Source organism: Sphingopyxis sp. GW247-27LB (assembly GCF_002277025.1).
Taxonomy (GTDB): domain Bacteria; phylum Pseudomonadota; class Alphaproteobacteria; order Sphingomonadales; family Sphingomonadaceae; genus Sphingopyxis.
Genome location: NZ_NIWD01000002.1, coordinates 735,411 through 760,738, shown reverse-complemented (window position 1 = coordinate 760,738; position 25,328 = coordinate 735,411). Strand labels below are relative to the sequence as shown.

24 protein-coding genes and 2 pseudogenes are annotated in these 25,328 nt (G+C 66.1%); 13 read left to right on the top strand and 13 right to left on the bottom strand.

Features of this window, described 5'->3' with window-relative positions:
* The 4 genes and pseudogenes from cysN to CD928_RS03755 all read right to left on the bottom strand — a co-directional run.
* On the bottom strand, positions 1-1,919 hold a 1,919-nt coding region (cysN, locus tag CD928_RS03770; RefSeq protein WP_095385004.1), incomplete at its 3' end, for a sulfate adenylyltransferase subunit CysN.
* Positions 1,919-2,476, bottom strand: a pseudogene (cysD, locus tag CD928_RS03765) (sulfate adenylyltransferase subunit CysD); the annotation flags it as partial. The gene cysN and the pseudogene cysD (CD928_RS03765), both read right to left, overlap by 1 nt.
* 2 nt (positions 2,477-2,478) lie before the next feature.
* Positions 2,479-2,988, bottom strand: a pseudogene (gene cysD / locus CD928_RS03760) (sulfate adenylyltransferase subunit CysD); the annotation flags it as partial.
* Between the two features lie 82 nt (positions 2,989-3,070).
* On the bottom strand, positions 3,071-3,973 hold the full coding sequence (locus CD928_RS03755) for a LysR family transcriptional regulator (protein ID WP_095385002.1): 903 nt from the start codon (positions 3,971-3,973) through the stop codon (positions 3,071-3,073).
* A gap of 100 nt (positions 3,974-4,073) precedes the next feature.
* Between CD928_RS03755 and CD928_RS03750 the strand changes: the two genes are divergently transcribed.
* From CD928_RS03750 to CD928_RS03740, 3 genes are read left to right on the top strand one after another with little or no spacing between them, the layout of a single operon-like run.
* A complete protein-coding gene (locus tag CD928_RS03750) occupies positions 4,074-5,243 on the top strand; it encodes an isovaleryl-CoA dehydrogenase (protein WP_095384999.1) in 1,170 nt (389 codons plus the stop codon).
* On the top strand, positions 5,240-5,590 hold the full coding sequence (locus tag CD928_RS03745) for a hypothetical protein (RefSeq protein ID WP_095384996.1): 351 nt from the start codon (positions 5,240-5,242) through the stop codon (positions 5,588-5,590). Before CD928_RS03750 ends, CD928_RS03745 begins: the two co-directional genes overlap by 4 nt.
* The gene (locus CD928_RS03740) at positions 5,587-5,865 is read left to right on the top strand and encodes a hypothetical protein (RefSeq protein ID WP_095384993.1); all 279 of its coding nucleotides are present in this window, start codon (positions 5,587-5,589) and stop codon (positions 5,863-5,865) included. Before CD928_RS03745 ends, CD928_RS03740 begins: the two co-directional genes overlap by 4 nt.
* A gap of 21 nt (positions 5,866-5,886) precedes the next feature.
* Here CD928_RS03740 and CD928_RS03735 read toward each other — a convergent pair whose 3' ends face one another.
* Positions 5,887-7,974, bottom strand: a complete 2,088-nt coding sequence (locus CD928_RS03735; RefSeq protein WP_095384990.1) for a M13 family metallopeptidase — start codon at positions 7,972-7,974, stop codon at positions 5,887-5,889.
* 148 nt (positions 7,975-8,122) lie between these two features.
* On the opposite strand from CD928_RS03735, the gene CD928_RS03730 reads away from it, so the two are divergent.
* From CD928_RS03730 to CD928_RS03700, 7 genes are read left to right on the top strand one after another with little or no spacing between them, the layout of a single operon-like run.
* Complete coding sequence (locus CD928_RS03730; RefSeq protein ID WP_095384987.1) at positions 8,123-9,721, top strand: carboxyl transferase domain-containing protein; 1,599 nt, start codon at positions 8,123-8,125, stop codon at positions 9,719-9,721.
* 11 nt (positions 9,722-9,732) lie between these two features.
* Positions 9,733-10,209, top strand: coding sequence for a hypothetical protein (locus CD928_RS03725; protein ID WP_095384985.1), 477 nt, complete (start codon positions 9,733-9,735; stop codon positions 10,207-10,209).
* Positions 10,206-10,511, top strand: coding sequence for an antibiotic biosynthesis monooxygenase (locus tag CD928_RS03720; protein ID WP_095384982.1), 306 nt, complete (start codon positions 10,206-10,208; stop codon positions 10,509-10,511). The genes CD928_RS03725 and CD928_RS03720 overlap by 4 nt, the downstream gene beginning before the upstream one ends.
* Positions 10,508-12,349, top strand: coding sequence for a biotin carboxylase N-terminal domain-containing protein (locus CD928_RS03715; RefSeq protein WP_095384979.1), 1,842 nt, complete (start codon positions 10,508-10,510; stop codon positions 12,347-12,349). The genes CD928_RS03720 and CD928_RS03715 overlap by 4 nt, the downstream gene beginning before the upstream one ends.
* Complete coding sequence (locus tag CD928_RS03710; protein ID WP_095384976.1) at positions 12,346-12,804, top strand: GNAT family N-acetyltransferase; 459 nt, start codon at positions 12,346-12,348, stop codon at positions 12,802-12,804. Before CD928_RS03715 ends, CD928_RS03710 begins: the two co-directional genes overlap by 4 nt.
* A gap of 2 nt (positions 12,805-12,806) precedes the next feature.
* A complete protein-coding gene (locus tag CD928_RS03705; RefSeq protein WP_095384974.1) occupies positions 12,807-13,259 on the top strand; it encodes a MaoC family dehydratase in 453 nt (150 codons plus the stop codon).
* A complete protein-coding gene (locus CD928_RS03700; protein WP_095384971.1) occupies positions 13,259-14,110 on the top strand; it encodes a CoA ester lyase in 852 nt (283 codons plus the stop codon). The genes CD928_RS03705 and CD928_RS03700 overlap by 1 nt, the downstream gene beginning before the upstream one ends.
* 95 nt (positions 14,111-14,205) lie before the next feature.
* On the opposite strand, the gene CD928_RS03695 is transcribed toward CD928_RS03700, so the two are convergent.
* From CD928_RS03695 to hisI, 5 genes are all read right to left on the bottom strand, one after another.
* Positions 14,206-15,693, bottom strand: a complete 1,488-nt coding sequence (locus CD928_RS03695) for a phospholipase D-like domain-containing protein (RefSeq protein WP_095384969.1) — start codon at positions 15,691-15,693, stop codon at positions 14,206-14,208.
* 46 nt (positions 15,694-15,739) lie between these two features.
* Complete coding sequence (locus tag CD928_RS03690; protein ID WP_095384966.1) at positions 15,740-17,539, bottom strand: acyl-CoA dehydrogenase C-terminal domain-containing protein; 1,800 nt, start codon at positions 17,537-17,539, stop codon at positions 15,740-15,742.
* 55 nt (positions 17,540-17,594) lie between these two features.
* Positions 17,595-18,026, bottom strand: a complete 432-nt coding sequence (locus CD928_RS03685) for a MerR family DNA-binding transcriptional regulator (RefSeq protein ID WP_095384963.1) — start codon at positions 18,024-18,026, stop codon at positions 17,595-17,597.
* A gap of 66 nt (positions 18,027-18,092) precedes the next feature.
* Complete coding sequence (locus tag CD928_RS03680; RefSeq protein ID WP_095384960.1) at positions 18,093-18,632, bottom strand: hypothetical protein; 540 nt, start codon at positions 18,630-18,632, stop codon at positions 18,093-18,095.
* Complete coding sequence (gene hisI / locus CD928_RS03675) at positions 18,619-18,999, bottom strand: phosphoribosyl-AMP cyclohydrolase (protein WP_095384957.1); 381 nt, start codon at positions 18,997-18,999, stop codon at positions 18,619-18,621. The genes CD928_RS03680 and hisI overlap by 14 nt, the downstream gene beginning before the upstream one ends.
* Positions 19,000-19,132: 133 nt before the next feature.
* Here hisI and purF point away from each other — a divergent pair, with 133 nt between their 5' ends.
* The 3 genes from purF to CD928_RS03660 all read left to right on the top strand — a co-directional run bounded on the left by purF (position 19,133) and on the right by CD928_RS03660 (position 21,780).
* A complete protein-coding gene (gene purF / locus CD928_RS03670) occupies positions 19,133-20,590 on the top strand; it encodes an amidophosphoribosyltransferase (protein ID WP_095384954.1) in 1,458 nt (485 codons plus the stop codon).
* A 4-nt stretch (positions 20,591-20,594) separates the two neighbouring features.
* Positions 20,595-21,329: an SDR family NAD(P)-dependent oxidoreductase gene (locus CD928_RS03665; protein WP_095384951.1), complete on the top strand. Its 735-nt coding sequence runs from the start codon at positions 20,595-20,597 to the stop codon at positions 21,327-21,329.
* A 64-nt stretch (positions 21,330-21,393) separates the two neighbouring features.
* Entirely contained in the window at positions 21,394-21,780 is a 387-nt protein-coding gene (locus CD928_RS03660) for a hypothetical protein (protein WP_095384949.1), read from the top strand.
* Positions 21,781-21,816: 36 nt separating this feature from the next.
* Here the strand turns inward: CD928_RS03660 and CD928_RS03655 are convergent, their stop codons facing one another.
* The 3 genes from CD928_RS03655 to CD928_RS03645 all read right to left on the bottom strand — a co-directional run bounded on the left by CD928_RS03655 (position 21,817) and on the right by CD928_RS03645 (position 25,309).
* The gene (locus tag CD928_RS03655; RefSeq protein WP_095384946.1) at positions 21,817-22,989 is read right to left on the bottom strand and encodes a serine hydrolase; all 1,173 of its coding nucleotides are present in this window, start codon (positions 22,987-22,989) and stop codon (positions 21,817-21,819) included.
* 18 nt (positions 22,990-23,007) lie between these two features.
* Complete coding sequence (locus CD928_RS03650; RefSeq protein ID WP_095384943.1) at positions 23,008-24,288, bottom strand: cyclopropane-fatty-acyl-phospholipid synthase family protein; 1,281 nt, start codon at positions 24,286-24,288, stop codon at positions 23,008-23,010.
* A 70-nt stretch (positions 24,289-24,358) separates the two neighbouring features.
* Positions 24,359-25,309: a metal-dependent hydrolase gene (locus CD928_RS03645; RefSeq protein WP_095384941.1), complete on the bottom strand. Its 951-nt coding sequence runs from the start codon at positions 25,307-25,309 to the stop codon at positions 24,359-24,361.
* Between the last annotated feature and the right edge of the window lie 19 nt (positions 25,310-25,328).

Sequence of the window (25,328 nt, the reverse complement as noted above, 5' to 3'; positions counted from 1 at the left end):
AGCCGATTGACGATGAGGTCGGCAGCCTGTTGGGGTGTCATGTTGGTGGTATGGATGTGGATTTCGGGTTTTTGGGGTGTTTCGTAGGGACTATCGATGCCGGTGAAGTTTTTGAGCTGGCCGGCGCGGGCCTTTTTGTAGAGCCCCTTGACGTCGCGGCGCTCGGCTTCTTCGAGCGGGGTGTCGATGAAGATCTCGACGAACTCGCCCTCGGGGAGCATCGCGCGCACCATGTCGCGCTCGGCGCGGAACGGCGAGATGAACGCGGTGATGACGATGAGCCCGGCGTCGGTCATCAGCTTCGCCACCTCGCCGACGCGGCGGATATTCTCGATCCGGTCGGCCTCGGTGAACCCGAGGTCGCGGTTGAGCCCGTGGCGGACATTGTCGCCGTCGAGGAGGAAGCTGTGGCGGTTCATCCGGTGCAGCTTCTTCTCGACGAGGTTGGCGATCGTCGACTTGCCCGAGCCCGAGAGGCCGGTGAACCAGAGCAGGGCGGGCCGCTGGTTCTTGAGGTTCGCGCGCATGTCGCGGTCGATGTCGGTCGCCTGCCAGTGGACGTTCTGCGCGCGGCGGAGGCTGAAGTGCAGCATCCCCGCGGCGACCGTCGCGTTGGTGAGCTTGTCGATGAGGATGAACCCGCCCAACACCTTGTTTGGGCTTGTGCGGTTGCCCGCATAGGCCTCGAAGGTGATCGGCTTGTCGGTGCTGAGCTCGACCACCCCGATGCCGTTGAGCTCGAGCGTCTTCGCCGCGAGATGGTCGAGCGTGTTGACGTTGATCTCGTACTTGGGCGCCTGCACGCTCGCCGACACCGTCTGCGTCGCGAGCTTCAGCCAATAGCCGCGCCCCGGGATCATCGCCTCGTCGGCCATCCACACGAGCGTCGCCTCGAACTGGTCGGCGGTCTCGGGCGGATTGTCCGCCGCCGCGATCACGTCGCCGCGCGAGCAGTCGATCTCGTCGGCGAGGGTCAGCGTCACCGACTGGCCGGCGACGGCTTCGGGCATGTCTCCGTCGAGGGTCACGATGCGGTCGATCGTCGTCGTCTTGCCGCCGGGCAGGATGCGCACCGCGTCGCCGGGCTTGACCGTTCCGCTCGCGATCTGGCCCGCGAAGCCCCTGAAGTCGAGGTTGGGGCGGTTGACCCATTGCACCGGCATCCGGAACGGCTTCGCCTCGTCGGCGGCGCTGCCGACCTCGACGCTCTCGAGATGCTCGATCAGCGCGGGCCCCTTGTACCAGGGGGTGTTCGCGCTCGGCGCGGTGATATTGTCGCCCTTGAACCCCGAGATCGGGATCGGCGTGAAGCTCGTGATGCCGATCTCGCTCGCGAAGGCGCGGTACGCCAGCGTGATGCGGTCGAACACCGCCTTGTCGTAGCCGACGAGGTCCATCTTGTTCACCGCGAGCACGATGTGCTTGATGCCGAGCAGATGCGCGAGGAAGCTGTGGCGGCGCGTCTGGGTGAGCACGCCCTTCCTCGCGTCGATCAGGATCACCGCGAGGTCGGCGGTCGAAGCGCCGGTGACCATGTTGCGCGTATATTGCTCGTGCCCCGGGGTGTCGGCGACGATGAACTTCCTCTTCGCGGTGGTGAAGAAGCGGTAGGCGACGTCGATCGTGATCCCCTGCTCGCGCTCGGCGGCGAGGCCGTCGACGAGCAGCGCGAAGTCGATCTCCTGCCCTTGCGTGCCCACCCGCTTCGAGTCCGCCTCGAGCGCGGCGAGCTGGTCCTCGAAGATCATCTTCGAGTCGTAGAGCAGCCGCCCGATCAGCGTCGACTTGCCGTCGTCGACGCTGCCGCAGGTGATGAAGCGCAGGAGCGACTTCGCCTCATGGCTCGCGAGATAGGCGTCGATGTCCTCGGCGATCAGCGCGTCGGTGACATAGACAGGGGGGCCGGAAGTGTCGGGCATCAGAAGTAGCCCTCCTGCTTCTTCTTCTCCATCGACGCGTCGCCGCCGTCCTTGTCGATCGCCCGCCCCTGCCGYTCCGACGTCGTCGTCAGCAGCATCTCCTGGATGACTTCGGACAAGGTCGTCGCCTCGCTCTCSACCGCCCCCGTCAGCGGGTAGCAGCCCAGGGTGCGGAAGCGGATCGAGCGCTCCACCGGCACCTCGCCCGCGCGCAGCGGGAAGCGMTCGTCGTCGACCATCAGCAGCAGCCCGTCGCGCTCCACCGTCGGGCGCGGCGCGGCGAAGTAGAGCGGCACGATCGGGATCTCTTCGCGCGCGATATATTGCCAGATGTCGAGCTCGGTCCAGTTCGAGATCGGGAAGACCCGGATGCTCTCGCCCCCCCTTTCGGTCCTGGGCGCCTTGCGCGCATTGTAGAGGTTCCACAGCTCGGGACGCTGCTGCTTCGGGTCCCAGCCATGGCTCGCCGTGCGGAACGAGAAGATCCGCTCCTTCGCCCGGCTCTTCTCCTCGTCGCGCCGCGCGCCGCCGAAGGCGACGTCGAAGCCGTGAAGATCNCATTGTAGAGGTTCCACAGCTCGGGACGCTGCTGCTTCGGGTCCCAGCCATGGCTCGCCGTGCGGAACGAGAAGATCCGCTCCTTCGCCCGGCTCTTCTCCTCGTCGCGCCGCGCGCCGCCGAAGGCGACGTCGAAGCCGTGAAGATCGAGCGCCTGCTTCAGCCCTTCCGTCTTCCACATGTCGGTGTGCAAGGGGCCATGGTCGAACGGGTTGATCCCCCGCTCTTCCGCCTCSGGGTTCCGGTAGACGATCAGCTCCATGCCGCTCTCCGCCGCCATCCGGTCGCGAAGCGCGTACATCGCCCGGAACTTCCACGTCGTGTCCACATGCAGCAAAGGAAACGGCGGCGGCGACGGATAAAAGGCCTTCCGCGCCARATGCAGCATCACCGCACTGTCCTTCCCCACCGAATACAGCATCACCGGACGCACCGCGTCCGCCAGCACCTCCCGCAAAATATGAATGCTCTCGGCCTCCAGCCGATCAAGATGCGTCAGCGTATCGATCATGCCCCCGCCCTTGCCGTTCCCAGCGACGGCACGCAAACTGTATGGCCTTTTGGCCATGCAAGCCAGACTTGCCGGGCGATCCTCACGCCGCCGCGTCGACCTTGGCCGCGCGCCATTCGGCGGCGGTGGCACGGATCGCGTCTATCGCCTCCGCCAATTGCGGGGCGACCTCGGCCAGGCCGCCCCACGCCGGATCGACGAGCAACCCCAATTCGCGCCGGAAATCATAGCCGGCGACCTTGAGTGGCACGATTCCGTCGATCGCCAGCGACACCGGCGCGGTGGTGATCCCGATCCCCGCGGCGACCATGCGAAGGCACCGCTGGTCGCTTTCGCTGCGCAGCGCAAACCGCGGGCGCACGCCGTAGCGCGTGAAGAAGCGGCTGGTCGCATCGAGGAATTCGCACGACCGGCGCGCGATCATGGTCTCGGCCGCCAATTCCTCGGGCGCCACCTCGATACGGCCCGCCAGTGGGTGATCCGCGGCGACGAACATGCTGAGCGGCTCTTCGTAGAGCGGGGTCGCATGCGGCCCGCGTTCGCCGCTGCGCAGCGGCAGCAGCGCCATATGGAGCCGTCCGCTGCCCAGCGCCGCGCGCAGTTCGGAATCGCCGCTTTCGATCAGTTCGATCGCAAAACCGGGTCGCAGGATCGTTACGATCGCCTGGAGCAATTCTCCGGGCACCGAGCGGATGATGCCGAGCTTGAGTTCGGTCGAATGCGTCGGCGCATCGTCACCGAATCCGTCGGCCGCCCGGAAGCCGCGTTCTAGGTCGCGCGCGATCGGCAGGAAGCGCCCACCCGCCTGCGTCAACCGAATCTGCCGCCGGTTGCGAATGAACAGCGACGTTCCGACGAGCTTTTCGAGTTCGGCTATGCCGGTCGAGAGCGCGGGTTGGGTCACGCGAATGCGTAGCGCCGCCTGCGTGAAGCTCCCGGCATCGACGACGGCAAGGAATTGCCGGATATGCGCGCGTTTGATCATAAATTTTCTTTATGCCAAACCTTACGCCGTTTCAATTTCCATATGTTGCGCTTTTGATGCAGTATCGCGGCCTGTTCCGCCCCTGACCGAAGGGACCTCCATGCGCGCCACCCCCGATTTCGACTTCGCGCTCGGCGAGACCGCCGAGATGATCCGCGAGACCACCGCCCGCTTCGCCGACGAGAAGATCGCGCCGCTTGCCGACAAGGCCGACCGCGAGGACTGGTTCCCGCGCGACGAGCTGTGGACCGCGATGGGCGAGCTCGGCCTCCACGGCATCACGGTCGAGGAGCAATGGGGCGGGCTCGGGCTCGGCTATCTCGAGCATGTGATCGCGGTCGAGGAAGTGTCGCGGGCTTCGGGGGCGATCGGCCTGTCCTATGGCGCGCATTCGAACCTCTGCGTCAACCAGATCCGCCGCTGGGGCAATGACGAGCAGAAGGCGAGATATCTGCCCAAGCTGATCTCGGGCGAGCATGTCGGCAGCCTCGCCATGTCGGAGGCCGGCGCGGGCAGCGACGTCGTGTCGATGAAGCTGAAGGCCGAGAAGGTTCAGGGCGGCTATGTCCTCAACGGCACCAAATTCTGGATCACCAACGCGAGCCATGCCGACACTTTGGTCGTCTATGCCAAGACCAGCCCCGAGGCGGGATCGCGCGGCATCACCGCCTTCCTGATCGAAAAGGACATGCCGGGGTTCAGCATCGGGCAAAAGATCGACAAGGTCGGGATGCGCGGTTCGCCCACCGCCGAACTCGTCTTCGCCGATTGCGAAGTGAGCGAAGAGCAGATCATGGGGCCCGAGAACGGCGGCGTCGGCGTGCTGATGTCGGGGCTCGATTATGAGCGCGTCGTGCTCGCGGGACTCCAGCTCGGCATCATGCAGGCGTGCCTCGACACGGTCATTCCCTACGTTCGCGAGCGCAAGCAGTTCGGCAAGCCGATCGGCTCGTTCCAGCTGATGCAGGCGAAGGTCGCCGACATGTATGTCGCGCTGCAATCGGCGCGCTCCTATGTCTATAACGTCGCCAAGGCATGCGATGCGGGGCAGACGACGCGCTTCGACGCCGCGGGCGCGATCCTGCTCGCGAGCGAGAGCGCGGTGAAGGTCGCGGGCGAAGCGATCCAGGCTTTAGGCGGCGCGGGCTATACGAAGGACTGGCCGGTCGAACGCTATTGGCGCGACGCCAAGCTGCTCGACATCGGCGCGGGCACGAACGAGATCCGCCGGATGCTGATCGGGCGCGAACTGATCGGCGCCGGCGCGTGATCTGGCTCTGGCTGTCAGCCGCCTTCATGGTGGCGGCAGCGCTGGTGCATTCGCTGCTCGGCTATCGGCGCCTGATCGTGCCGCTGCTGCGGAGCGGCGAAGGCTTGCTGGCCGACGCGCTCGTCCGCCGGATCGTCCGCTTCGCCTGGCACGCGACAGCGGTGTTGATGCTCGTTTCGGCGGCGGCGGTGAGCTGGCCCGGGACGCCAAAGGGGCTGCTGGCCGTCATCGGCGCGGCCTGGCTGGCGACCGGCCTGTTCAACGCCGCCTATACGCGGGGGCGCCACATCGCCTGGCCGGTGCTGAGCGCGGCGGGACTCTTCGCGCTGATCGGGGCGCTCGCATGAGCGAGACGATGCTCGACGCGTTGCAATATTATGGCGCGGGCGCCGCGACGCTCGCGGCGCTGCTTGTCTCGCTCAACCTCGGCGAGCGATGGAACGGCTGGGCGTTCGTGATCTTCGTGACGAGCAGCCTCGCGCTGATCGGCTGGGGCTTTCTGCAGCCCGACAGCGAAGGGATCGGCTGGCAGAACGTCGCGCTGCTCTGCATCAACTGCGTCGGCGTCTACAGCCATTTGATCCGCAAGAAACCGGCGAAGAGCGAAGGCGGGGCAGATTAATTGCCCCGCCTTCCCCTCACATCAGCCCCAGATGCGCACCCGCTTGTCGGGCGCGAGGTAGAGTTTGTCGCCTTCCTTGACGTCGAACGCCTTGTACCACGCATCGAGATTGCGCACCGTCAGCGCGCGGTAGTTGCCCGGCGCATGGCCATCCGTCGCGATGCGCGCGCGAAGCGCTTCGTCGCGCATCTTGGTCGCCCAGGTCTGCGCATAGGCGATGAAGAAGCGCTGGTCGCCGGTAAAGCCGTCGATCACCGGCGCTTCCTTGCCCTTCAGCGAGGCGCGATAGGCGTCGTAGGCGGCCTGGAGCCCCGCGACGTCGGCGATATTCTCGCCCAGCGTCAGCTTGCCGTTCACCGCAAGTTCGGGGAACGGCTTATAGGTGTCGTATTGCGCCGCGAGCGCCGAACCCGCTTCCTCGAACTTCTTGAGATCGGCCGCCGTCCACCAGTTGCGCAGCGCGCCGGTCGAATCGAACGCCGCGCCATTATTGTCGAAGCTGTGGCTGATCTCGTGCCCGATGACGGCGCCGATCGCGCCGTAATTGTAGGCGGGGTCGGCCTGCGGGTTGAAAAAGGGCGGCTGGAGGATCGCGGCGGGGAAGTTCAGCGCGTTCTGGACCGGCAGGTTGACCGCGTTGACCGTCTGCGGGACCATCCACCATTCGCCCTTGTCCATCGGCTTGCCGATCTTGGCGAGCTGGTGCGCATATTCGGCCTGCTCGCCCGCGACCTCGTTGGCATAGGCGGTGTTCGCGCCGACCGAATAGCTGCCATAGTCGCGCCACGTCTCGGGATAGCCGACGCCGACCGCGATCGTCTCGACCTTCTTCAGCGCTTCCTTCTTGGTTTCGGGTGCCATCCAGTCGATCGCCTTCACCCGCGTGGCGAAGGCGGCCTTGATGCCGTCGACCATGTCGCTGACCTCGGCCTTGGCCGAGGCGGGGAAATATTTCTCGGCATAGACGCGGCCGACCGCGTCGCCGAGATAGGTGTCGAGCGCCGCGAGCGCGCGCTTGTCGCGGCTGCGCTGCTGCGGCGTTCCCGACAGCGTCGTGCCGTAGAAGGCGAAATGCGCATTATCGATCGTGCTCGGCAGCACGTCGGCGTGGCTGTTGATCTGGTGGAACGTCAGCCAGTCCTTCCACGCGTCGAGCGGCTGCGAGGCGACCAGCGCCGACAGGCCGGTGATCGCGCCGGGATGATAGGCGGCAACCTTCGTCGCGCCGTCGAGCTTCGCCGCGGCGAAGAAGGCCGGCCAGTCGATGCCCGGTGCCTTCTTCGCGAACTCGTCCCTGTTCCAGACCGTCGCCGACTTGGTGAAGTCCTCGCTCTCCGCGCGCGTCGCGTGCGCCTTCGCGATCTTGAGCTCGAGGTCATAGACGCGCTTCGCCTTCGCATCGGCGTCGGCGATCCCGGCGGCGGTCAAGAGCTTGGCGATATAGGCCTGATAGGCGGTGCGGATGCCCGCCATCTTGGGATCGGACGACAGGTAATATTCGCGCTCGGGCATGCCGAGCCCACCCTGCAGCATATAGGGCAGCACCTCGCCCGGGGTCGCGAGGCCCTGGGTCACGAAGATGCCGAAGAGATTTTCGGTGTTGAAGTCGGTCGCGTTGAGCGGATCGACGTCGGCGCGGATCTGTTCGCCCAGCACCTTCGAGAGCCCCGCCGTGTCGGTGATCGCGGCGAAGCGCGCGAGGTCGGCCTGGACCGGCTTCGTGCCTGCGGCGTCGATCGCCTGCGTATCGATATAGGCCTTGTAGAAATTGGCGATGCGCGCTTCGTCGCTGCCTTCCTCGTGCGTGCCCTTGACGATGGCGTCGACCAGTTCGCGGTTGCGTTTCTCCGTCTCGAGGAAGGCGGTGTAGAAAGCGCCGGTCGACGAACGGTCGGCAGGGATTTCGGTCGTTTTCTGCCAATTGCCGTTCGCATAGGCATAGAAATCGTCGCCCGGCTTCACGCCGGTGTCCATCGCGGCCTTGCTGATGCCGAGTTCGGTGCCGATCGTGTAGGCGGCCGAGCTGTCGTCCTTGCCGCTGGTGCAGGCGACGGGCCCCGCGACGATCGCGGCGGTGGACAGCAAAATGGCGAAAACGGTCTTTTTCATGGGCTGATAACCTCGAGCTTCGGGAAATATGCGAGGGGGATACGCCTGTGACGATCTGGTTTCAATGCCAACCAATTTCGGCCTGCGGCGCTTTTCAATCGACGAGCGACCCATTACCCCCGCAGCCGGCGACAGGAGAGACGAGACAGTGAGCGCACCGGTCCTGCAAACGATGGTCCAGACGGACAGCGAGGCGTTTCGCGCCAACGCCGCGCACAATCGCGCGCTGAGGGACGAGCTGTGGTCGCGCGTCGCCGCGGCGGCGCTGGGCGGCAACGAAAAATCGCGCGAGCGGCACACGAGCCGCGGCAAGCTGCTCCCCCGCGAGCGCGTCGAGCGGCTGCTCGACGCGGGCTCGCCGTTTCTGGAGATCGGCCAGCTTGCGGCGTGCGACATGTATGGCGGCGAGATTCCCGGCGCGGGGATGATCGCCGGGATCGGGCGCGTGTCGGGGCGGCAGGCGATGATCGTCTGCAACGACGCGACGGTGAAGGGCGGCACCTACTACCCGATGACGGTGAAGAAGCATCTCCGTGCGCAGGAGATCGCCGAGGCGAACCGCCTGCCTTGCATCTATCTGGTCGATTCGGGCGGCGCGAACCTGCCGCACCAGGCCGAGGTGTTCCCCGACCGCGATCATTTCGGGCGCATCTTCTTCAATCAGGCGAATATGAGCGCCAAACGCATCCCGCAGATCGCCTGCGTGATGGGAAGCTGCACTGCGGGCGGCGCCTATGTTCCCGCGATGAGCGACGAGACGGTGATCGTCCGCAATCAGGGCACCATCTTCCTCGCCGGCCCGCCGTTGGTGAAGGCGGCGACCGGCGAGGAGATCAGCGCCGAAGATCTTGGCGGCGGCGACCTGCATGCGAAGAAATCGGGCGTCGTCGATCATCTCGCCGAAAATGACGAACATGCGCTGACGATCGTGCGCGATATCGTTTCGACCTTCGGCGTCGAGGACGGCTTCGACGTCGCGATGAAGGACCCGCGCCCGCCCAAATATGACGCCGAGGAGCTTTACGGCATCATTCCGCAGGACGTGCGCGCGCCGTACGATGTGCACGAGGTGATCGCGCGCATCGTCGACGGCAGCGAGTTCCACGAGTTCAAGGCCGCCTATGGCGCGACGCTCGTCTGCGGCTTCGCGCATATCTGGGGCATTCCGGTCGCGATCCTCGCCAACAACGGCGTGCTGTTCAGTGAGAGCGCGGTCAAGGGCGCGCATTTCATCGAGCTGGCACAGCAGCGGCGCATCCCCCTGCTCTTCCTCCAGAATATCAGCGGCTTCATGGTCGGCGGCAAATATGAAGCCGAGGGGATCGCGAAACATGGCGCGAAGCTGGTGACCGCTGTCGCGACCGCGACGGTGCCGAAGATCACCATGCTGATCGGCGGCAGCTTCGGCGCGGGCAATTACGGCATGTGCGGACGCGCTTACTCCCCGCGCTTCCTCTTCACCTGGCCCAATGCGCGGATCAGCGTGATGGGCGGCGAACAGGCGGCGAGCGTGCTCGCGACCGTCCACCGCGACGCTGACAAATGGACTCCGCAAGAGGCCGAAGCCTTCAAGGCGCCGATCCGCCAGAAATATGAGGATGAGGGCAACCCCTATCACGCGACCGCGCGACTGTGGGACGATGGCATCATCGATCCGGCGCAGACGCGCGACGTGCTTGGGCTGGCCTTTGCGGCAACGCTGAACGCGCCGGTCGAGGATCGCGGGTTCGGCGTGTTCAGGATGTGAGGAGACGGACGATGTATCTTAAAATGGCTTTCGCGCTCGCCCTCTGCACCGCCGCGCCCGCGCTTGCGCAGCACGAGGAGCATGGTGCCGACAGCGAATCCCGGGCCGTGCTCGCCACCATCGATCGCATGTTCGACGCCCTCGCCGCGAAGGATCCTGCGGCTATGGCAACGGTCACGATCGCCGAGGGACGCGCGACCGCCGCAACCGTCGGCGCGGACGGCAAGGAAAAACTGCATTTCAGCACCTGGGGCGAATTCGCCCAGCGCCTTCCGGGCATTCCGGGCGCACCGGTCGAAAAGCTCGTCGATCCGCATGTTCATGTCGACGGGCCCATCGCCATGGTCTGGTCGCCTTATATCTTCACGCTCGACGGGAAGCCGTCGCATTGCGGCATCAACCATGTCGACCTGGTCAAGCAGGATGGCGCGTGGCGCGTCCTCAACATCACCTGGACGCAGCGCAAGACCGGATGTCCGGGGCAATGATCGCGCGGCGCTGGCATGGCATCGTTCCGAAGGCGAAGGCCGATCCCTATCGAAAACTGATGCTCGACATCGCCATTCCCGACTATCGATCGGTGCCCGGCAATCGCGGCGCCTGGTGCCTGCACCGCGAAGAGGGCGAGGTCATGCATTTCGAGATGCTGACCTTCTGGGACGATCTTGCCGTCATCGAGGCCTTCGCCGGAACGCCGGTCGACAAGGCGAAATATTATGATTTCGACGCGGATTTCCTGATCGAGATGGAACCGCATGTTCTTCATTTCGAGGTCAGCGAGACGCCATGATCACCTCCCTTCTCATCGCCAATCGCGGCGAGATCGCCTGTCGCATCATCCGCACCGCGCGCGAGATGGGCATTCGTACCGTCGCGGTCTATTCGGATGCCGACGCGCAGGCGCTGCATGTGCGGCAGGCCGACGAGGCGGTGCATATCGGGCCGTCGGCGGCGCGCGAATCCTATCTGGTGGCCGAGAAGATCATCGCCGCCGCCAAGGCGACCGGCGCCGAGGCGATCCATCCGGGTTATGGCTTCCTCTCCGAAAATGCCGAGTTCGCGCAGGCCGTGACCGATGCCGGGCTCGTGTGGGTCGGACCCAAGCCTTCGTCGATTACCGCGATGGGGCTGAAGGACGCCGCGAAGAAGCTGATGGCCGATGCCGGGGTGCCGGTGACGCCGGGCTATATGGGCGCCAATCAGGACCCCGCCTTTCTCGCCGAACAAGCGGCCGAGATCGGCTATCCGGTGCTCATCAAGGCAGTCGCGGGCGGCGGCGGCAAGGGGATGCGCAAGGTCGACGCGGCAGCCGATTTCGCCGACGCGCTCGCCTCGTGTCAGCGCGAGGCGGCGGCCTCGTTCGGCAACGATCATGTGCTGATCGAGAAATATATCCTGACCCCGCGCCATATCGAGGTGCAGGTGTTCGGCGACACGCACGGCAACGTCGTTCACCTCTTCGAGCGCGACTGCTCGCTCCAGCGCCGCCACCAGAAGGTGATCGAGGAAGCCCCCGCCCCCGGCATGGACGAAGCGACGCGCGCCGAACTTTGCGCCGCCGCGGTGCGCGCGGCGAAGGCGGTCGATTATGTCGGCGCGGGGACGATCGAGTTCATCGCCGACGCCAGCGAGGGCCTGCGCGCCGACCGCATCTGGTTCATGGAAATGAACACGCGGTTGCAGGTCGAGCATCCGGTGACCGAGGAAATCACCGGGGTCGATCTGGTCGAATGGCAGTTGCGGGTGGCGTCGGGCGAACCGCTGCCGCTGCGCCAAGACGAATTGACGATCGACGGCTGGGCGATGGAAGCGCGGCTTTATGCCGAAGACCCGGCGAAAGGTTTCCTGCCTTCGATCGGTACGCTGGAACTCTTCCAACTCGCCGAGCATGACGGAGGCCGCATCGACACCGGCGTCACCGAAGGCGCCAAGGTCTCGCCCTTCTATGACCCGATGATCGCCAAGGTCATCGCCTACGGCGAGGATCGCGAGGAAGCGCGGCTGGCCCTGTCCGACATGCTGGAGGATAGCGCCGTCTGGCCGGTGAAGACCAACTCGGCATTTCTGATCCAGGCGCTCGACCATCCCGATTTCGTCGCCGGGACGGTCGACACCGGATTGATCGGCCGCGACGGCGAAGCGATGACCGCCGAGCCCGTGCCGTCGGCACAGGCGCTGACCAATGCCGCGATGGCGATGGTGCCGCGCGCGTTGCAAGCAGGCTTTCGCCTCAACGCCCCCGATGCCCGTTCGGCGCCCTTCCTGCTCGACGGGAAGCGCGTCGATGTCGCGCTCCACGGCCCCGGGACCGAAGAACCGGCCCCTGCCATGCTCGTCGCGGAAGCCGGCTCGGTCTGGCAATTGTCGCCTTGGCGCGCCGCAGGCGGCCCGGGGGGCGTGGCGGGCGACGGCGCGATCCTCTCGCCGATGCCCGGCAAGATCATTGCCGTCGATGTCGCGGCGGGCGACGCGGTGACCAAGGGGCAGAAATTGCTGACGCTCGAGGCGATGAAGATGGAGCACAGCCTGACTGCGCCGTTCGATGGCGTGGTCGCCGAACTCAACGCGACCGCGGGCGCGCAGGTGCAGGTCGAAGCGCTGCTCGCAAAGATCGAGGCGGCGGAATGAGCGATCTGATCCTTCGCGATGCAACGATTGCGGACCTGCCCGCGATCCTCGCGATGCTTGCCGAGGAGACCATTCCGCCGGGGCGCGAGGCGGGTCCCGACGATCCGCGCTATATGGCAGCCTATGAGGCGATCGAGATCGACCCCAACCAGCGCCTGATCGCGGCCGAACTGAACGGCCGCGTCGTCGGAACGATGCAGCTCAGCTTCCTTCCGGGCCTCTCCTTCAAGGGCAGCTGGCGCGGGCTGATCGAGGCGGTGCGTATCGTCCGCGACCTGCGCGGCCAGCGGCTCGGCGAGCGGATGATCCTGTGGGCGGTCGAGCAGTGCCGCGTGCGCGACTGCAAGCTGGTCCAGCTCACATCGTCGGCGAGCCGCACCGACGCGCACCGCTTTTACGCCCGGCTCGGCTTCGTCCAGAGTCATGTCGGCATGAAACTGCATCTGAGGGACTGACCATGGCAGGCAAATTTTTCGACGAATGGCAGGTCGGGGACAGCATCGTCCACGACATCCGGCGCACGGTGACCGAGACCGACAATCTGCTGTTCACGACGATGACGCACAATCCGCAGCCGCTGCATCTCGACATCGAGGCGGCGAAGGCGTCGGAGTTCGGTCAGATCCTCGTCAACGGCACCTTCACCTTCAGCCTGATGGTCGGGCTGTCGGTCGGCGACACGACGCTCGGCACGCTTGTCGCGAACCTCGGCTACGACAAGCTGGTGATGCCGAAGCCGGTGTTTCTCGGCGACACGTTGCGCGCGACCAGCGAGGTCATCGGCCTCAAGGAATCGAAATCACGGCCGAATGCGGGTATCGTGACCTTCCTGCACCGCTGCATCAACCAGCGCGACGAGATCGTCTGCCAATGCGAACGATCGGCGCTGATCAAGAAGAAAGACGCCTGATGCGCCTCCGCTCCCTCCTTTTCGTCCCAGGCGACCGGCCCGAACGCTTTGCCAAGGCGGCGGCATCGGGGGCCGACGCGATCATCCTCGACCTCGAGGATTCGGTGTCGCCCGCGAACAAGGAGGCGGCGCGCACGGCGGTCGCCGACTATCTCGCGGGCACGCGCGAGGTGGTGACGCTGGTGCGCGTCAATCCGCTCGACGGGCATATGACGGCCGCCGATATCGCCGCGATCGCCGCCGCTCGTCCCGATGCGATCATGCTGCCCAAGGCCGAGGGCGCGCCGAGCATCGCGCAGATCGACACGATATTGCGCAGCGAATCGGCGCCCGACGCCTCGCTGCCCGCGATCCTGCCGATCGCCACGGAAACGCCGTCGGCGATCTTCACGCTCGGCAGCTATCGCGAAGCGAGGGACCGGCTTGTCGGGCTGACCTGGGGCGCCGAGGACCTGCCCGCCGCGATCGGCGCCGCGACGAGCCGCGAGGCCGACGGCGGCTATACCGAACCCTATCGGGTCGCGCGCGCGCTGACGCTGTTCGCGGCCCACGCCGCGGGCGTCGCCGCGATCGACACGGTGTTTCCGGCGATCAAGGACGAGGCGGGCCTTGCCACCTATGCCGCGCGTGCGCGGCGCGACGGTTTCACCGGCATGATGGCGATCCATCCGTCACAGGTTGCGCCGATCAACGCCGCCTTCACCCCCTCGGCGGACGAGGTGTCGCGCGCGCAGGCGATCGTTGACGCCTTCGCCGCCCATCCGGGCGCCGGGGTGTTGCAGGTCGACGGCAAGATGGTCGACGCGCCGCACCTCAAGCAGGCACGGCATTTGCTGTCGCTGGCGGATTAGGCAGCGCCCGTTTCCGTCATTGCGAGCGAAGCGAAGCAATCCAGAGCGGCTTGTCACATTCTGGATTGCTTCGCTTCGCTCGCAATGACGGGTAGCTATTTGAACGGCCGCCGTCGCTTCATCCACGCCTTGCCGCGGTGCCAGCTTTTCTTCAGGCCGCGCTCGGTCAGGCTTTCGAACATCGCGTCGGGGCTCGTCGGGTCGAGCAGTTCATTCTCGGCGATAAAGTCGTCGAAGGGACCCGGCGCGACGAGATCGAGCAGTTCGAGTGATCGCCCGTCGCCGCGGAGCGCTTCGATCGTTTCGATCAGCGACTCCGTGCGCTCGAAGAGGCGCGCGACCTCGGCGGGTTCCACCCCCAGATGCTCGGCGATCAGCGATTCGCGCAGCCGGGTGATCGTCGGCTCGATCCCGCGGTTCGCCGATAGCGCCGCGTCGATCGTCACGTCGCATTCGCTGTCGAGGCCCATCGAGCGATTGTTCATGTTCGACGACCCGACGCGGATCAGCCGGTCATCGACGATCGCGGTCTTGGCGTGGACATAGATGGGGTCGCCCCCCGCCGTGCGGGGGTAATAGACCTTCAGCCGGTCGCCATGCTTCGCCTTGGCGATCTCGCGCACCAGCTTCACCCGCGCGGCATCCATCGCCATCTGTTCGAGCCATCCATCGGCGGTCTTCGGCATCACCATGACGAATTCGGGCGGATCGTCTTCGCTCAGCCGCTCGGCGATGGCGGCGGCGATCTTGCCGCAAGTGAAATATTGATTCTCGAAATAGACGAAGCGCCTGGCACCCATAATGAGGTCGAGATAGAGTTGCTCGATCTCGCGGATTTCGGGATAGCCGTCATATTCGGCGCGAGTGCGCGAGATCGCGACGTCGACGTCGCGAAAATCGGGGTCGAGGTCGTCGGGCCAGCTCTCGCCCACCCCGCTCAGATCGCGGAGCGGCTTGCTCGTCGCGCGCTGCCAGCGCTCGTTGCCGAGGTCGGCGAGCGCCTCGCCGACGGGTCCCGCGAGGATCATCGTCGAATCGTGCCACGGCATATAGGGTTTGCCGCCCGGCGTTCGGCGGTGCGGATCGTCGTCCTGATGCTCGCGCGTGTCCCAGCGGCTCGAACCGACGTCGATCCCGCCGCACACCGCGAGATGATCGTCGAAGACCGCGACTTTCTGATGATGGCTGCATCCCGCCGGATGCGCGCTGTCGAGCCGGAAGCTGATCGAGCGCGTGACCTTCCACCGCGCGACCATCGCGACGATGCTCGGCATCGCGAACTGCTTCAGTCCGCCGAAATTCCAGCGCAATATGTCGATGTCGCGCTCGGGGCAGTTCTTCGCGAGGCGCAGCATATAATGGCCGAGCGCCTCGCCGCTGCCGTCGGCGTCGGGGGTCAGCGCGATGCGCGGGTCGAAATCCCACCCGATCAGCAGGATGCGCTCCTTCGCATCGGCCATCAGCCGTGCGAGCAGGGCGTAATAGTCGGCGGCGTCGACGATCATCCGCGCCTTATTCGCGCGCTCGATCCGCCAGCAATTGCGCCCCGCCTCGACGATGGGGGTAAGGTCGGCCTCGCTCATTGCCGACGCCACGCATGGCGACGGCGAAGGTTGCGCGGCCGGCCTATCAGGCCGCGAAAAATTGTTCCGGGGTCAGCGCCATCATCGCTTCGCTGCCCGCTTCGATCTTCCGCCGCAGCGCGCCCGCGTCGGGCATGAAGCGTTCGCCGAAATGGCGCGCGGTGACCAGTTTCGCTTCGAGGAAGCCCTTGTCGCCGCGGCCTTCGCCCAGCGCCTTCTGCGCCGCCTCGGCCATGCGCAGCCACATCAGGCCCAGCGCGACAATGCCCATGATGTGCATGTAATGATGCGCGCCGGCGCCGACATTGTTCGGATTGGTCATGCCGTTCGCCATGAACCACATTGTCGCGGCCTTGAGTTCGCCGTTCGCCTTTTCGAGCCGGCCTGCGAAATCGGCGAGCGGACCGTCCTTCGCCGCGGCGCATTCGGCGTCGACGACCGCGAAGAAGGCCTGCACCGCGCGGCCGCCGTTCTGCGCGAGCTTGCGGCCGACGAGATCCATCGCCTGGACGCCGTTCGCGCCCTCGTAGATCATCGTGATGCGGGCATCGCGGACATATTGGCTCATGCCCTGTTCCTCGATGTAGCCGTGACCACCGAACACCTGCTGCGCGTTGGTCGCGACCTCATAGCCCTTGTCGGTGCCATAGCCCTTGATCACCGGAGTGAGCAGGCTGACGAGGTCGTCGGCCTGCTGCCGCTCCTCCTCGCTCTCCGCCGCGTGCGACAGATCGACCTGCAGCGCCCCCCACAGGCAGAGCGCGCGCAGCCCCTCGACCACCGCCTTGCCGTCCATCAGCATGCGGCGCACGTCAGGGTGGACGAACAGCGGGTCGGCCTTTTCCTGCGGATCCTGCGGGCCGGTGAGCGCGCGCCCCTGGCGGCGGTCCTGCGCGTACTGGACCGCGTTCTGGAACGCGATGTCGGCCTGGCCGAGCCCCTGGATGCCGACCCCGAGCCGCGCGGCGTTCATCATCACGAACATCGCCGCGAGCCCCTTGTTCTCCTCGCCGACCATCCAGCCCTTCGCGCCGTCGTAATTCATCACGCAGGTCGCGTTGGCATGGATGCCCATCTTGTGCTCGATCGAGCCGCACGAGAGGCTGTTGCGTTCACCCAGCGAGCCGTCCTCGTTCACGAGGAACTTGGGCACGATGAACAGCGAGATGCCCTTGACGCTGTCGGGTGCGTCGGGGGTCTTCGCCAGCACGAGGTGGATGATGTTGTCGGTGAGGTCATGCTCGCCCGACGAGATGAAGATCTTGGTGCCCGTGACGTCATAGCTGCCGTCGCCGTTCGGCACCGCGCGGGTACGGATCAGGCCGAGGTCGGTGCCGCAATGCGGCTCGGTCAGGTTCATCGTGCCGCCCCATTCGCCCGAGATCATCCTGGGCGCATAGGTGGCCTTCTGCTCGTCCGATCCCTTGACCAGAATCGCGGCGACCGCCGCCTGGGTCAGCCCGGGGTACATGGAAAAGGCCTGGTTGGCGGCCATGCGATATTCCTCGACCGGGAAGCCGACGACGTGCGGCAGCCCCTGCCCGCCGAACGCCTCGGGCTGGGTCAGCAGCGTCCAGCCGGCGTCGCAATAGGCCTTATAGGCTTCCTTGAATCCTTTCGGCGTCGTCACCGAGCCGTCGTCGTGCCGCGTGCAGCCTTCCTGGTCGCCCGAATAGTTGATCGGGAAAAGCACCTCCTCGCAGAATTTCCCCGCCTCGCTCAGTACCGCCTCGACCATGTCGGGCGTGGCGTTGGCGAACCCTGGCAGGTTGGCGTAGCGTTCGATGCCGAGCATGTCGTTGATCAGGAACAGCGTATCCTGCACGGGAGCGCGATAGACGGGCATGGGGTATCCTTCTGAGAATCGGGTGTCAGCAATCGGTCCTTGCCTGGGGAGCGGCTCAGCCGGCCTTCTGGCCGGCGTCGACCTTCTTCACCGTATCGATGAACCGTGACAGCTCATCTACAGCGCTGTCAATATCGTCGCGCTGGCGGCGCAGGAGCGCGATGCGTTCCTGGCATTTCTCTATCGTCACCTGGCGCTGCAGCTTGCGGCCGTCGCCGACGTCGTAGAGGTCGATCATCTCGCGAATGTCGGCGAGGCTGAAGCCGGTGCGCTTGGCACGCAATATCCAGGCGAGCCGAGCGCGATCGCGCTTCGAATAGATGCGCGACAGCCCCTTGCGCGACGGGCTGATCAGCCCCTCGTCCTCATAGAAGCGCAGCGCACGCGCGGTCACGCCGAATTCGGTCGACAAATCGGTGATGCTGAACTGTTCGCGCCCCAGATGATCGGGCGTGTCGATATGGGCGTGGCCGTATTCTTCGGTCATGATGACAGGATTAGTTTCCGTTGACGTGAACGTCAAGGCTCGCGGAATCGAGGGGAGGCCCGCGGTTCAATCGGCGCAGGGCCGGGTGTTATTGCCCTCTTCGTCGCGCATCTGCAAGCGTTTCGCGTCGGCGACCGACCAACTCGCGCGCGGCAGCCGCAGCCCCGCGAGCGAGGCGCGGCCCGGACACAGGCTGTCGCACTGTGACGGCAGGCTTCCCGGCAGCCGCAGCTCATCTTCTTCCTCGCGCAAGACGACGCTGCAATCCTCGACGCCGGCGAAAGTGAAGCGCCAGCCGTCGCCTTCGCGCGCGACCGAGCCACTTGCTCGACATGAAAAGCCCGTGCCGAACGCCGCGCTGACGGCAAAGCGCCACCGCCCCGCACCGTCGGGCACCACGCACAACGCATCGCGCCCCAGCTCGTGCGCGCGCTCGAACACGCCGGTCGGCTCGGCCGCATCGGGTCGCACGACGCCGCGTTCGCGCGCCGCGAGTTCGAGCGGATTGTCCGCGTCGATCGACCGGGCTTCCTGTTCCGGCGGCGGCCGGTCGCAACCCGTTAGGAGCAGCGCGCCCGCCAGGAGCGGCAGGCTAGCCCTGCGCATCGTTTTCGAGGAAGGTCAGGCTCCCGTCGCGCTCGACCCGGCGATAGAAGCAGGAACGGCGCCCGGTGTGGCACGCCGGCCCCGCGGGCCGCACAACCAGCAGCAGCGCATCCTGGTCGCAATCGACGCGCATCTCGACCAGCGACAGCCCGTTCCCGGACGTTTCGCCCTTGCGCCACAGCGCGCTGCGCGATCGCGACCAGAAATGCGCCTGTCCCGTTTCCTGCGTCAGCCGGATCGCCTCGGCGTTCATATGCGCGACCATCAGCAGCGCGCGCGTGTCGACGTCGACGACGATCGCGGTCACCAGCCCGGCGGCATCGAAGCGGGGAAGGAAACGGTCGGTGGTGTCGCGCGGGTCGGCCATGACACGGCCTTTAGGACAGGCCGGCGGCGCCTGAAAAGGCCCCTTTCCGAAAAGAGTCCAAACAAGGGGGCGACATTTGCCTTCGGCGCTCCTATATGCGCGCCAGTTGCCGCCCCCAACGCCCCGGATCATCATGCTGACGACCCATCCTTTCGACGACGACAAGCTCCGCGAGGAGTGCGGCGTCTTTGGCATCCATGGCGCCGACAGCGCCGCCGCGGTCGTCGCGCTCGGCCTCCACGCGCTGCAGCATCGCGGACAGGAAGCCGCGGGCATCACCGGCTTCGACGGCAAGGAATTCCACACCCACCGCGCGATGGGCCATGTCGCGGGCAATTTCGACCGCGACGACATCATGCGCCAGCTCGCCGGCGCCTCGGCGATCGGCCATGTCCGCTATTCGACGACGGGCGAAACCGCGCTGCGCAACGTCCAGCCGCTGTTCGCCGACCTTGCCACCGGCGGTTTCGCGGTTGCGCACAACGGCAATATCTCGAACGCCGTGGCGCTGCGGAAGATCCTTGTCCGCCGCGGCTCGATCTTCCAGTCGACCAGCGATACCGAGGTGATCATCCACCTCGTCGCGACGTCGAGTTATCGTACCCTGCTCGATCGTTTCATCGATGCGCTGAAGCAGGTCGAAGGCGCCTATTCGCTGATCGTGCTGACCGCGGAAGGCATGATCGGCTGCCGCGATCCGCTCGGCATTCGTCCGCTCGTCATCGGCAAGCTCAACGACGCCTTCATCCTCGCGTCCGAAACGGTGGCGCTCGACGTCGTCGGCGCCGAATTCGTGCGGTCGGTCGAGCCGGGCGAGCTGGTCATCATCCGCGACGGCGAACTGACGTCGCACCATCCCTTTGCCGAGCGTTCCGCGCGCCCGTGCATCTTCGAATATGTCTATTTCTCGCGTCCCGATTCGATCGTCGACGGCACCAGCGTCTATTCGGTGCGCAAGGCGATCGGCGCCGAGCTGGCACGCGAAAATCCCGTCGATGCCGATCTCGTCATCCCCGTCCCCGATTCGGGCACGCCCGCGGCGATCGGCTATGCGCAGGAATCGGGCATTCCCTTCGAACTCGGGATCATCCGCTCGCACTATGTCGGGCGCACCTTCATCCAGCCCGGCGACAAGGTCCGCCACCTGGGCGTCAAGCTGAAGCACAACGCCAACCGCGCGCTGATCGCGGGCAAGCGGATCGTGCTGATCGACGATTCGATCGTGCGCGGCACGACCAGCCTGAAGATCGTGCAGATGATGCGCGACGCGGGCGCGGCCGAGGTGCATATGCGTATCGCGAGCCCGCCGACCCAGCACAGCTGCTTCTATGGCGTCGACACGCCCGAGCGCGCCAAGCTGCTCGCGGCGCAGATGACGATCGGTCAGATGGCGAATTTCATCAACGCCGACAGCCTCGCCTTTCTGACCATCGACGGCCTCTACCGCGCGCTCGGCGAAGCGAAGCGCAACGACGATATTCCGCAATATTGCGACGCCTGCTTCACGGGCGCCTATCCGACCACGCTGACCGATTTCGACGAGCATGCGCTGGAAGACCAATTTTCGCTGCTTGCCGAACGGGTTGTCTGACACAATGAGCAAAGTGACTGAAGAGCTGGCGGGCCAGGTCGCGCTCGTTACCGGCGCGAGCCGCGGGATCGGCGAAGCGATCGCCGAGGCGCTGGCGGCGCGCGGCGCGCATGTCGTGATCACCGCGCGCACCGCGGGCGGACTCGAAGAGCTCGAAGACCGTATCCACGCCGCCGGCGGCAGCGCGACGATCGCTCCGCTCGACCTGACCGACGGCGACAGCATCGCCCGGCTGGCGAGCGCGATGGCCGAACGCTGGCAGCATCTCGACATGCTCGTCCTCAATGCGGCGATGCTCGGCACGCTGACTCCGGTCGGGGCGATCGACGGCAAGGAATTCAACAAGCTGCTGACGCTGAACCTCGTCGCGCAGCAGGCACTGATCGCCAATTTCGACCCGCTGCTTCGGCGCGCCGCGCACGGTCGCCTGCTCGCGCTGTCGACCGGCGTTGCGCGCGAACCCCGCGCCTATTGGGGTGCCTATGCGGCGTCGAAGGCGGCGCTCGAGGTGCTGGTGACCAGCTATGGCGCCGAGATGCGCAATATCTCCAACGTCCGCACCGCGATCCTCGACCCCGGCGGCACCCGCACCCAGATGCGCGCCCGCGCCTATCCGGGCGAGGATCCGCAGAGCATTAAGGAGCCCGCAGCGGTCGGCGAATTCGTCGCGAAGCTGATGGTCGACGGCTTCGACAGCACCGATTTCCATGCGCTGCCGAAAGTTATGGTCGAGGCTTAACGCGATCTTTGCTTTCCCATGTGTAGAAGAGCGGCCGGTTTCGCATTCTGCAAAAGGCACTCGCATGGCCAGCACCTTTATCCGCTCGCTCGTCGCAACCGTGGTCGGGATCGTCGTCGCCTTCGCGCTGATCCTGCTCGCGCAATATGCGGGCGGCGAATTGTCGCCCGAAGCCTATGACCCCGTGACCGGCGAGATACTGATCCCCGCGGGCGCGACGGTCGCGCTGATCGTCGGCTGGTTCGCGGGCGCCTTCGCCGGCGGATGGGTCGCGATGCGCGTCTCGGGCCGCGCCGGACCCGGCTGGGTCGTCGCGGGCGCGGTGATCGGCGCCGGCCTCTATCGCGCGGTGACCTTGGCCGACGCCTGGTGGGTGATGGCGCTCGGCGTCCTCGTCCCGCTCGCCGCCGCCTGGGCGGCGCAGCGCACCACGAGCCTCGCCGCGAACTGAGAGCGTCGCCCCTGCGAAGGCAAAGGCGACGTTTCCCTATTTAGCCTCGCGGTCCACCGCCGCCTGCACCGCCTTGTAAAAAGCCTCGCGCGCCGCGCCGACGCCCTCGGGGTCGGTCGCGGTCGGCCAGTTGCCGTTCGACGCGATCACCAGCTTGCGCGCCGGGTCGATGAAGATGCCCTGGCCGAAGATGCCCTGCGCGGCGAAGCTGCCGTCGTCGTTGGTCCACCATTGATAGCCATAGCCGCGGCCCGGAATGTCGATGCCGGCCTGCTTGGTCGTCGCGGCGGGAAGCCAGTCGTCGGGCAGCATCTTCTGGCCGCCCGCGACGCCGCCGCCGAGGATGAACTCGCCGAAGCGGGCATAGTCGCGCAGGCTGGCGGACATGCAGCAGCCGCTGATCTCGTGCCCCGTCGGCCCGAGCATCCACACCGCGTCCTGCTCCATGCCGAAGGGTTTCCAGACCTTCTCCGACAGATAGTCGGATAGCGTCTTGCCCGTCGCGCTCGACACCAGCACGCCGATCAGATTGGTTTCGCCGGTCTTGTAAACCCACTTCGAGCCCGCGGGCGCTTCGCGCGGCAAGGTCTTCATATAACTGACGGTTATATCTTCCCCCGCGACGGGCTTTTGCAGGTTGAACTGCGCGACGTCGGACTTGGGATCGGTATAATCCTCGTTCCATTTGACGCCCGAGGTCATCGTCAGCAACTGGCGGACGCTGACGTCATCATAAGCCGACCCTTTGAGCCCCGGAATATAGACAGTCACCTTGTCGTCGAGGCTCTTGATATAACCGTCCTTCACCGCCGCGCCGACGAGGGTCGAGGTGAAGCTCTTCGCGACCGAAAAGCTGGTCCAGCGACCCGCGGCGCCATAGCCGAGCGCATATTTCTCGAGCCGGATCTTGCCGTCCTGGACGATGATCAGCCCCGCGTTGCGCTGCTTTGCCATATAGGCGTCGACATCGACGCCGACGTCGAGCGGTTTGCCGGCAGGCAGTGGATGCACCACCCCGCCGGCCTTGATCGTGTGGACGACGACCTTGGGCACCGTTTCCATCGTGCGGAAGGCAGCGTCGCGTTGATCCTGGCTCCAGAACAGCACATTCAGATCCTTTGGCAAATTGTCGGCGGTCTGGGTCGAGGCGGGCGCCCCGCACCCCGCGGTCGCGGCGCACAGCAGCGCCGCCGCCCATAATCTTCGCATGATCTTCCCCTCCCCTGTTCAGGCCGTCTTTTCGAGCGTCACCTGCGCGACGTCGATGCCGCCGCCGCGAAAGCCGCCTTCGCAATATTGCAGATAATAGCGCCACAGCCGCACGAACCGCTCGTCGAACCCCGCGGGCAGATGGCCCGCCGTGACGACCGCGTCGAACCGCTCGCGCCATTGGCGCAGCGTTTCGGCATAGTCGCCGCCAAAGCGCCGCACGTCGCGCCACGCCAGCCCGCGTTCCTCGGCCAGCGCGCGAAAGCGGCTTTCGGAGATCAGGCATCCGCCGGGGAAGATATAGGCCTGGATGAAATCGCTGCCCGCCGCATAGGCATCGAACAGGGCGTCGCTGATCAGGATATACTGGATCGCCGCCTTGCCGCCGGGGCGTAGCAGCCGGGCGATCGCGTCGAGATAGGCGGGCCAATAGGCCTGCCCGACCGCCTCGACCATCTCGACGCTTGCGATGGCGTCGAAGGGACCCTGCGCGTCGCGATAATCGCAGAGCTCGACCTTCGAGCGACCGATGAGGTCAACCGCCGCGACGCGCGCCGCAGCGACCGCCGCCTGCGCGGGCGACAGGGTGATGCCCGTGTAGAGCGCGTCGTGCCGCTCGACCGCCCGCTCGGCGAGCGCGCCCCAGCCGCAGCCGATCTCGAGCAGCCGGCTGCCCGAATGCAGGTCGAGCCGGTCGAGAATCGCGTCGATCTTGGCATTCTGGGCCTGATCGAGCGTCATACCGGGGCTGGTGAACAGCGCGCTCGAATAATTCATCTTCGAATCGAGCCACAAGCGATAGAAATCATTGCCCAAATCATAATGGGCGTGGATGTTCCGCTTGGCGCCGCGGCGGCTGTTGCGGTTGAAGGCATGGACCGCTTTATTGACCCAGCGCCACGGCCCGCGCGCGCGGCCGACATTGCCGAGCGCCTCGCCGTTGCGCATGAACAGGTCGAACAGCGGAACCGGGTCGGGCGACGACCATTCGCCATGCTCCCAGGCGCGATACCAGCCGACCGACCCCGACAGCGCGAGTCGTACGAGCGCGGCCCAGCTGTGCAGGTGGACGATCGCGGTCGGCCCCTTGCCGCGCCCGCCCAGGATCCGCACGCTGCCGTCGGGCAGATACCCCTCCAGCGTGCCATGATCGAGGCCCCGATCGATGCGGTCGAGCATGCGGTGGAACAGGCCCGACGGCGCGCGCGCCATCAGCCACGCCAGCCCGCCGCCCGAGCGAAACACCCGGTCGGCGCGCAGCAATTCCTTGCCGCGCCGGGGACTGACATGCGTGTTCATGGCATCTTTGTGCCGCAAATGCAGCGGCCTGACAATCGCCTGTCGCGTGGCGTCATGACGCCGTTTCCGCCTATTCGGCGTGGCTGGCGGTGTCGGGCGCCCTGACGCGAACCATGAAGCGGTCGCGCGCCAAAGGCTGCATGAAGCGCTGGTCGCGCAACACGATCGCGTCGCCGTCGCGTGTCGCCACCGGCATGCGCGCCCAGAAGAGGAAGGCGCGCGCCGCCGGATCGGCCTTCGCCCACAGGCGGAGGCGCAGGTCGTCCATGCCGGTCGGCACGCCCGGCTCGACGGTGCTGCCCGAACCGAGCGCATAGGCGCCGCTGCCATAGCGTCCGCCTTCGCGCCAGAAGACGTCGCGCCGCCAGAAGGCGAGCGGCGGCGGGCTGGCGACGACGAGCGCATCGCCCTGCCCCTGCCGGCGCAGCAAATCGGCGACCTGCGCCTCGGCGCGGCCGGTGATCAGCCCATTGGCAAAAATATAGGCGCAAACGGCGATGAAGCCGATCCACGCGGGCCGCGTCCATCGCGGCGCCCCCGTGCGCTCGCGGCGCAGCGACAGCCAGGCCGACAGGCCGAGCACGATCCATATCCACGGATCGATGATGAACAGCGTGTCGCCGTAGAACCAGCGATGGCTGAAAGGCTCGAGCAGGCGGATGCCGTAATTGTTGAGCCAGTCGAACACAGGATGGCTGAGGCAGCCGAGATAGGCGAGCGCGAGCAGCCAACCCTTGTGAAGCGCCGGACGCGTCACGGGCCGCGTGCCCCGCCGCGCCTGCCAGCGGTCGAAGGCGATCATCGCCGCCCAGAGGATCAGCGGCAGGAGCAGCAACGCGATCGGCCCGTGAGTGATGCCGCGCCGCATCGCGAGCGACTCGATGCCATAGACGGCGCAGCCCGCGTCGATATCGGGCAGGTTCGCGGCGATGATCAGCGTCGGCATCGCCAACGCGGTCTTCCGCTTGAGCCCCATTTGCCCAAGCACCGCGCCGACCAGGCTGTGCGTCAGATTGTCCATTGCCGCCTATAGAGCCGAC

Excerpts from the sequence above, each read along its gene's own strand:
- CD928_RS03755 (WP_095385002.1), bottom strand. The coding sequence starts at position 3,973 with ATGATCAAACGCGCGCATATCCGGCAATTCCTTGCCGTCGTCGATGCC.
- CD928_RS03750 (WP_095384999.1), top strand. The coding sequence starts at position 4,074 with ATGCGCGCCACCCCCGATTTCGACTTCGCGCTCGGCGAGACCGCCGAG.
- CD928_RS03740 (WP_095384993.1), top strand. The coding sequence starts at position 5,587 with ATGAGCGAGACGATGCTCGACGCGTTGCAATATTATGGCGCGGGCGCC.
- CD928_RS03735 (WP_095384990.1), bottom strand. The coding sequence starts at position 7,974 with ATGAAAAAGACCGTTTTCGCCATTTTGCTGTCCACCGCCGCGATCGTC.
- CD928_RS03725 (WP_095384985.1), top strand. The coding sequence starts at position 9,733 with ATGTATCTTAAAATGGCTTTCGCGCTCGCCCTCTGCACCGCCGCGCCC.
- CD928_RS03720 (WP_095384982.1), top strand. The coding sequence starts at position 10,206 with ATGATCGCGCGGCGCTGGCATGGCATCGTTCCGAAGGCGAAGGCCGAT.
- CD928_RS03715 (WP_095384979.1), top strand. The coding sequence starts at position 10,508 with ATGATCACCTCCCTTCTCATCGCCAATCGCGGCGAGATCGCCTGTCGC.
- CD928_RS03710 (WP_095384976.1), top strand. The coding sequence starts at position 12,346 with ATGAGCGATCTGATCCTTCGCGATGCAACGATTGCGGACCTGCCCGCG.
- CD928_RS03705 (WP_095384974.1), top strand. The coding sequence starts at position 12,807 with ATGGCAGGCAAATTTTTCGACGAATGGCAGGTCGGGGACAGCATCGTC.
- CD928_RS03700 (WP_095384971.1), top strand. The coding sequence starts at position 13,259 with ATGCGCCTCCGCTCCCTCCTTTTCGTCCCAGGCGACCGGCCCGAACGC.
- CD928_RS03695 (WP_095384969.1), bottom strand. The coding sequence starts at position 15,693 with ATGAGCGAGGCCGACCTTACCCCCATCGTCGAGGCGGGGCGCAATTGC.
- CD928_RS03690 (WP_095384966.1), bottom strand. The coding sequence starts at position 17,539 with ATGCCCGTCTATCGCGCTCCCGTGCAGGATACGCTGTTCCTGATCAAC.
- CD928_RS03685 (WP_095384963.1), bottom strand. The coding sequence starts at position 18,026 with ATGACCGAAGAATACGGCCACGCCCATATCGACACGCCCGATCATCTG.
- CD928_RS03680 (WP_095384960.1), bottom strand. The coding sequence starts at position 18,632 with ATGCGCAGGGCTAGCCTGCCGCTCCTGGCGGGCGCGCTGCTCCTAACG.
- hisI (WP_095384957.1), bottom strand. The coding sequence starts at position 18,999 with ATGGCCGACCCGCGCGACACCACCGACCGTTTCCTTCCCCGCTTCGAT.
- purF (WP_095384954.1), top strand. The coding sequence starts at position 19,133 with ATGCTGACGACCCATCCTTTCGACGACGACAAGCTCCGCGAGGAGTGC.
- CD928_RS03665 (WP_095384951.1), top strand. The coding sequence starts at position 20,595 with ATGAGCAAAGTGACTGAAGAGCTGGCGGGCCAGGTCGCGCTCGTTACC.
- CD928_RS03660 (WP_095384949.1), top strand. The coding sequence starts at position 21,394 with ATGGCCAGCACCTTTATCCGCTCGCTCGTCGCAACCGTGGTCGGGATC.
- CD928_RS03655 (WP_095384946.1), bottom strand. The coding sequence starts at position 22,989 with ATGCGAAGATTATGGGCGGCGGCGCTGCTGTGCGCCGCGACCGCGGGG.
- CD928_RS03650 (WP_095384943.1), bottom strand. The coding sequence starts at position 24,288 with ATGAACACGCATGTCAGTCCCCGGCGCGGCAAGGAATTGCTGCGCGCC.
- CD928_RS03645 (WP_095384941.1), bottom strand. The coding sequence starts at position 25,309 with ATGGACAATCTGACGCACAGCCTGGTCGGCGCGGTGCTTGGGCAAATG.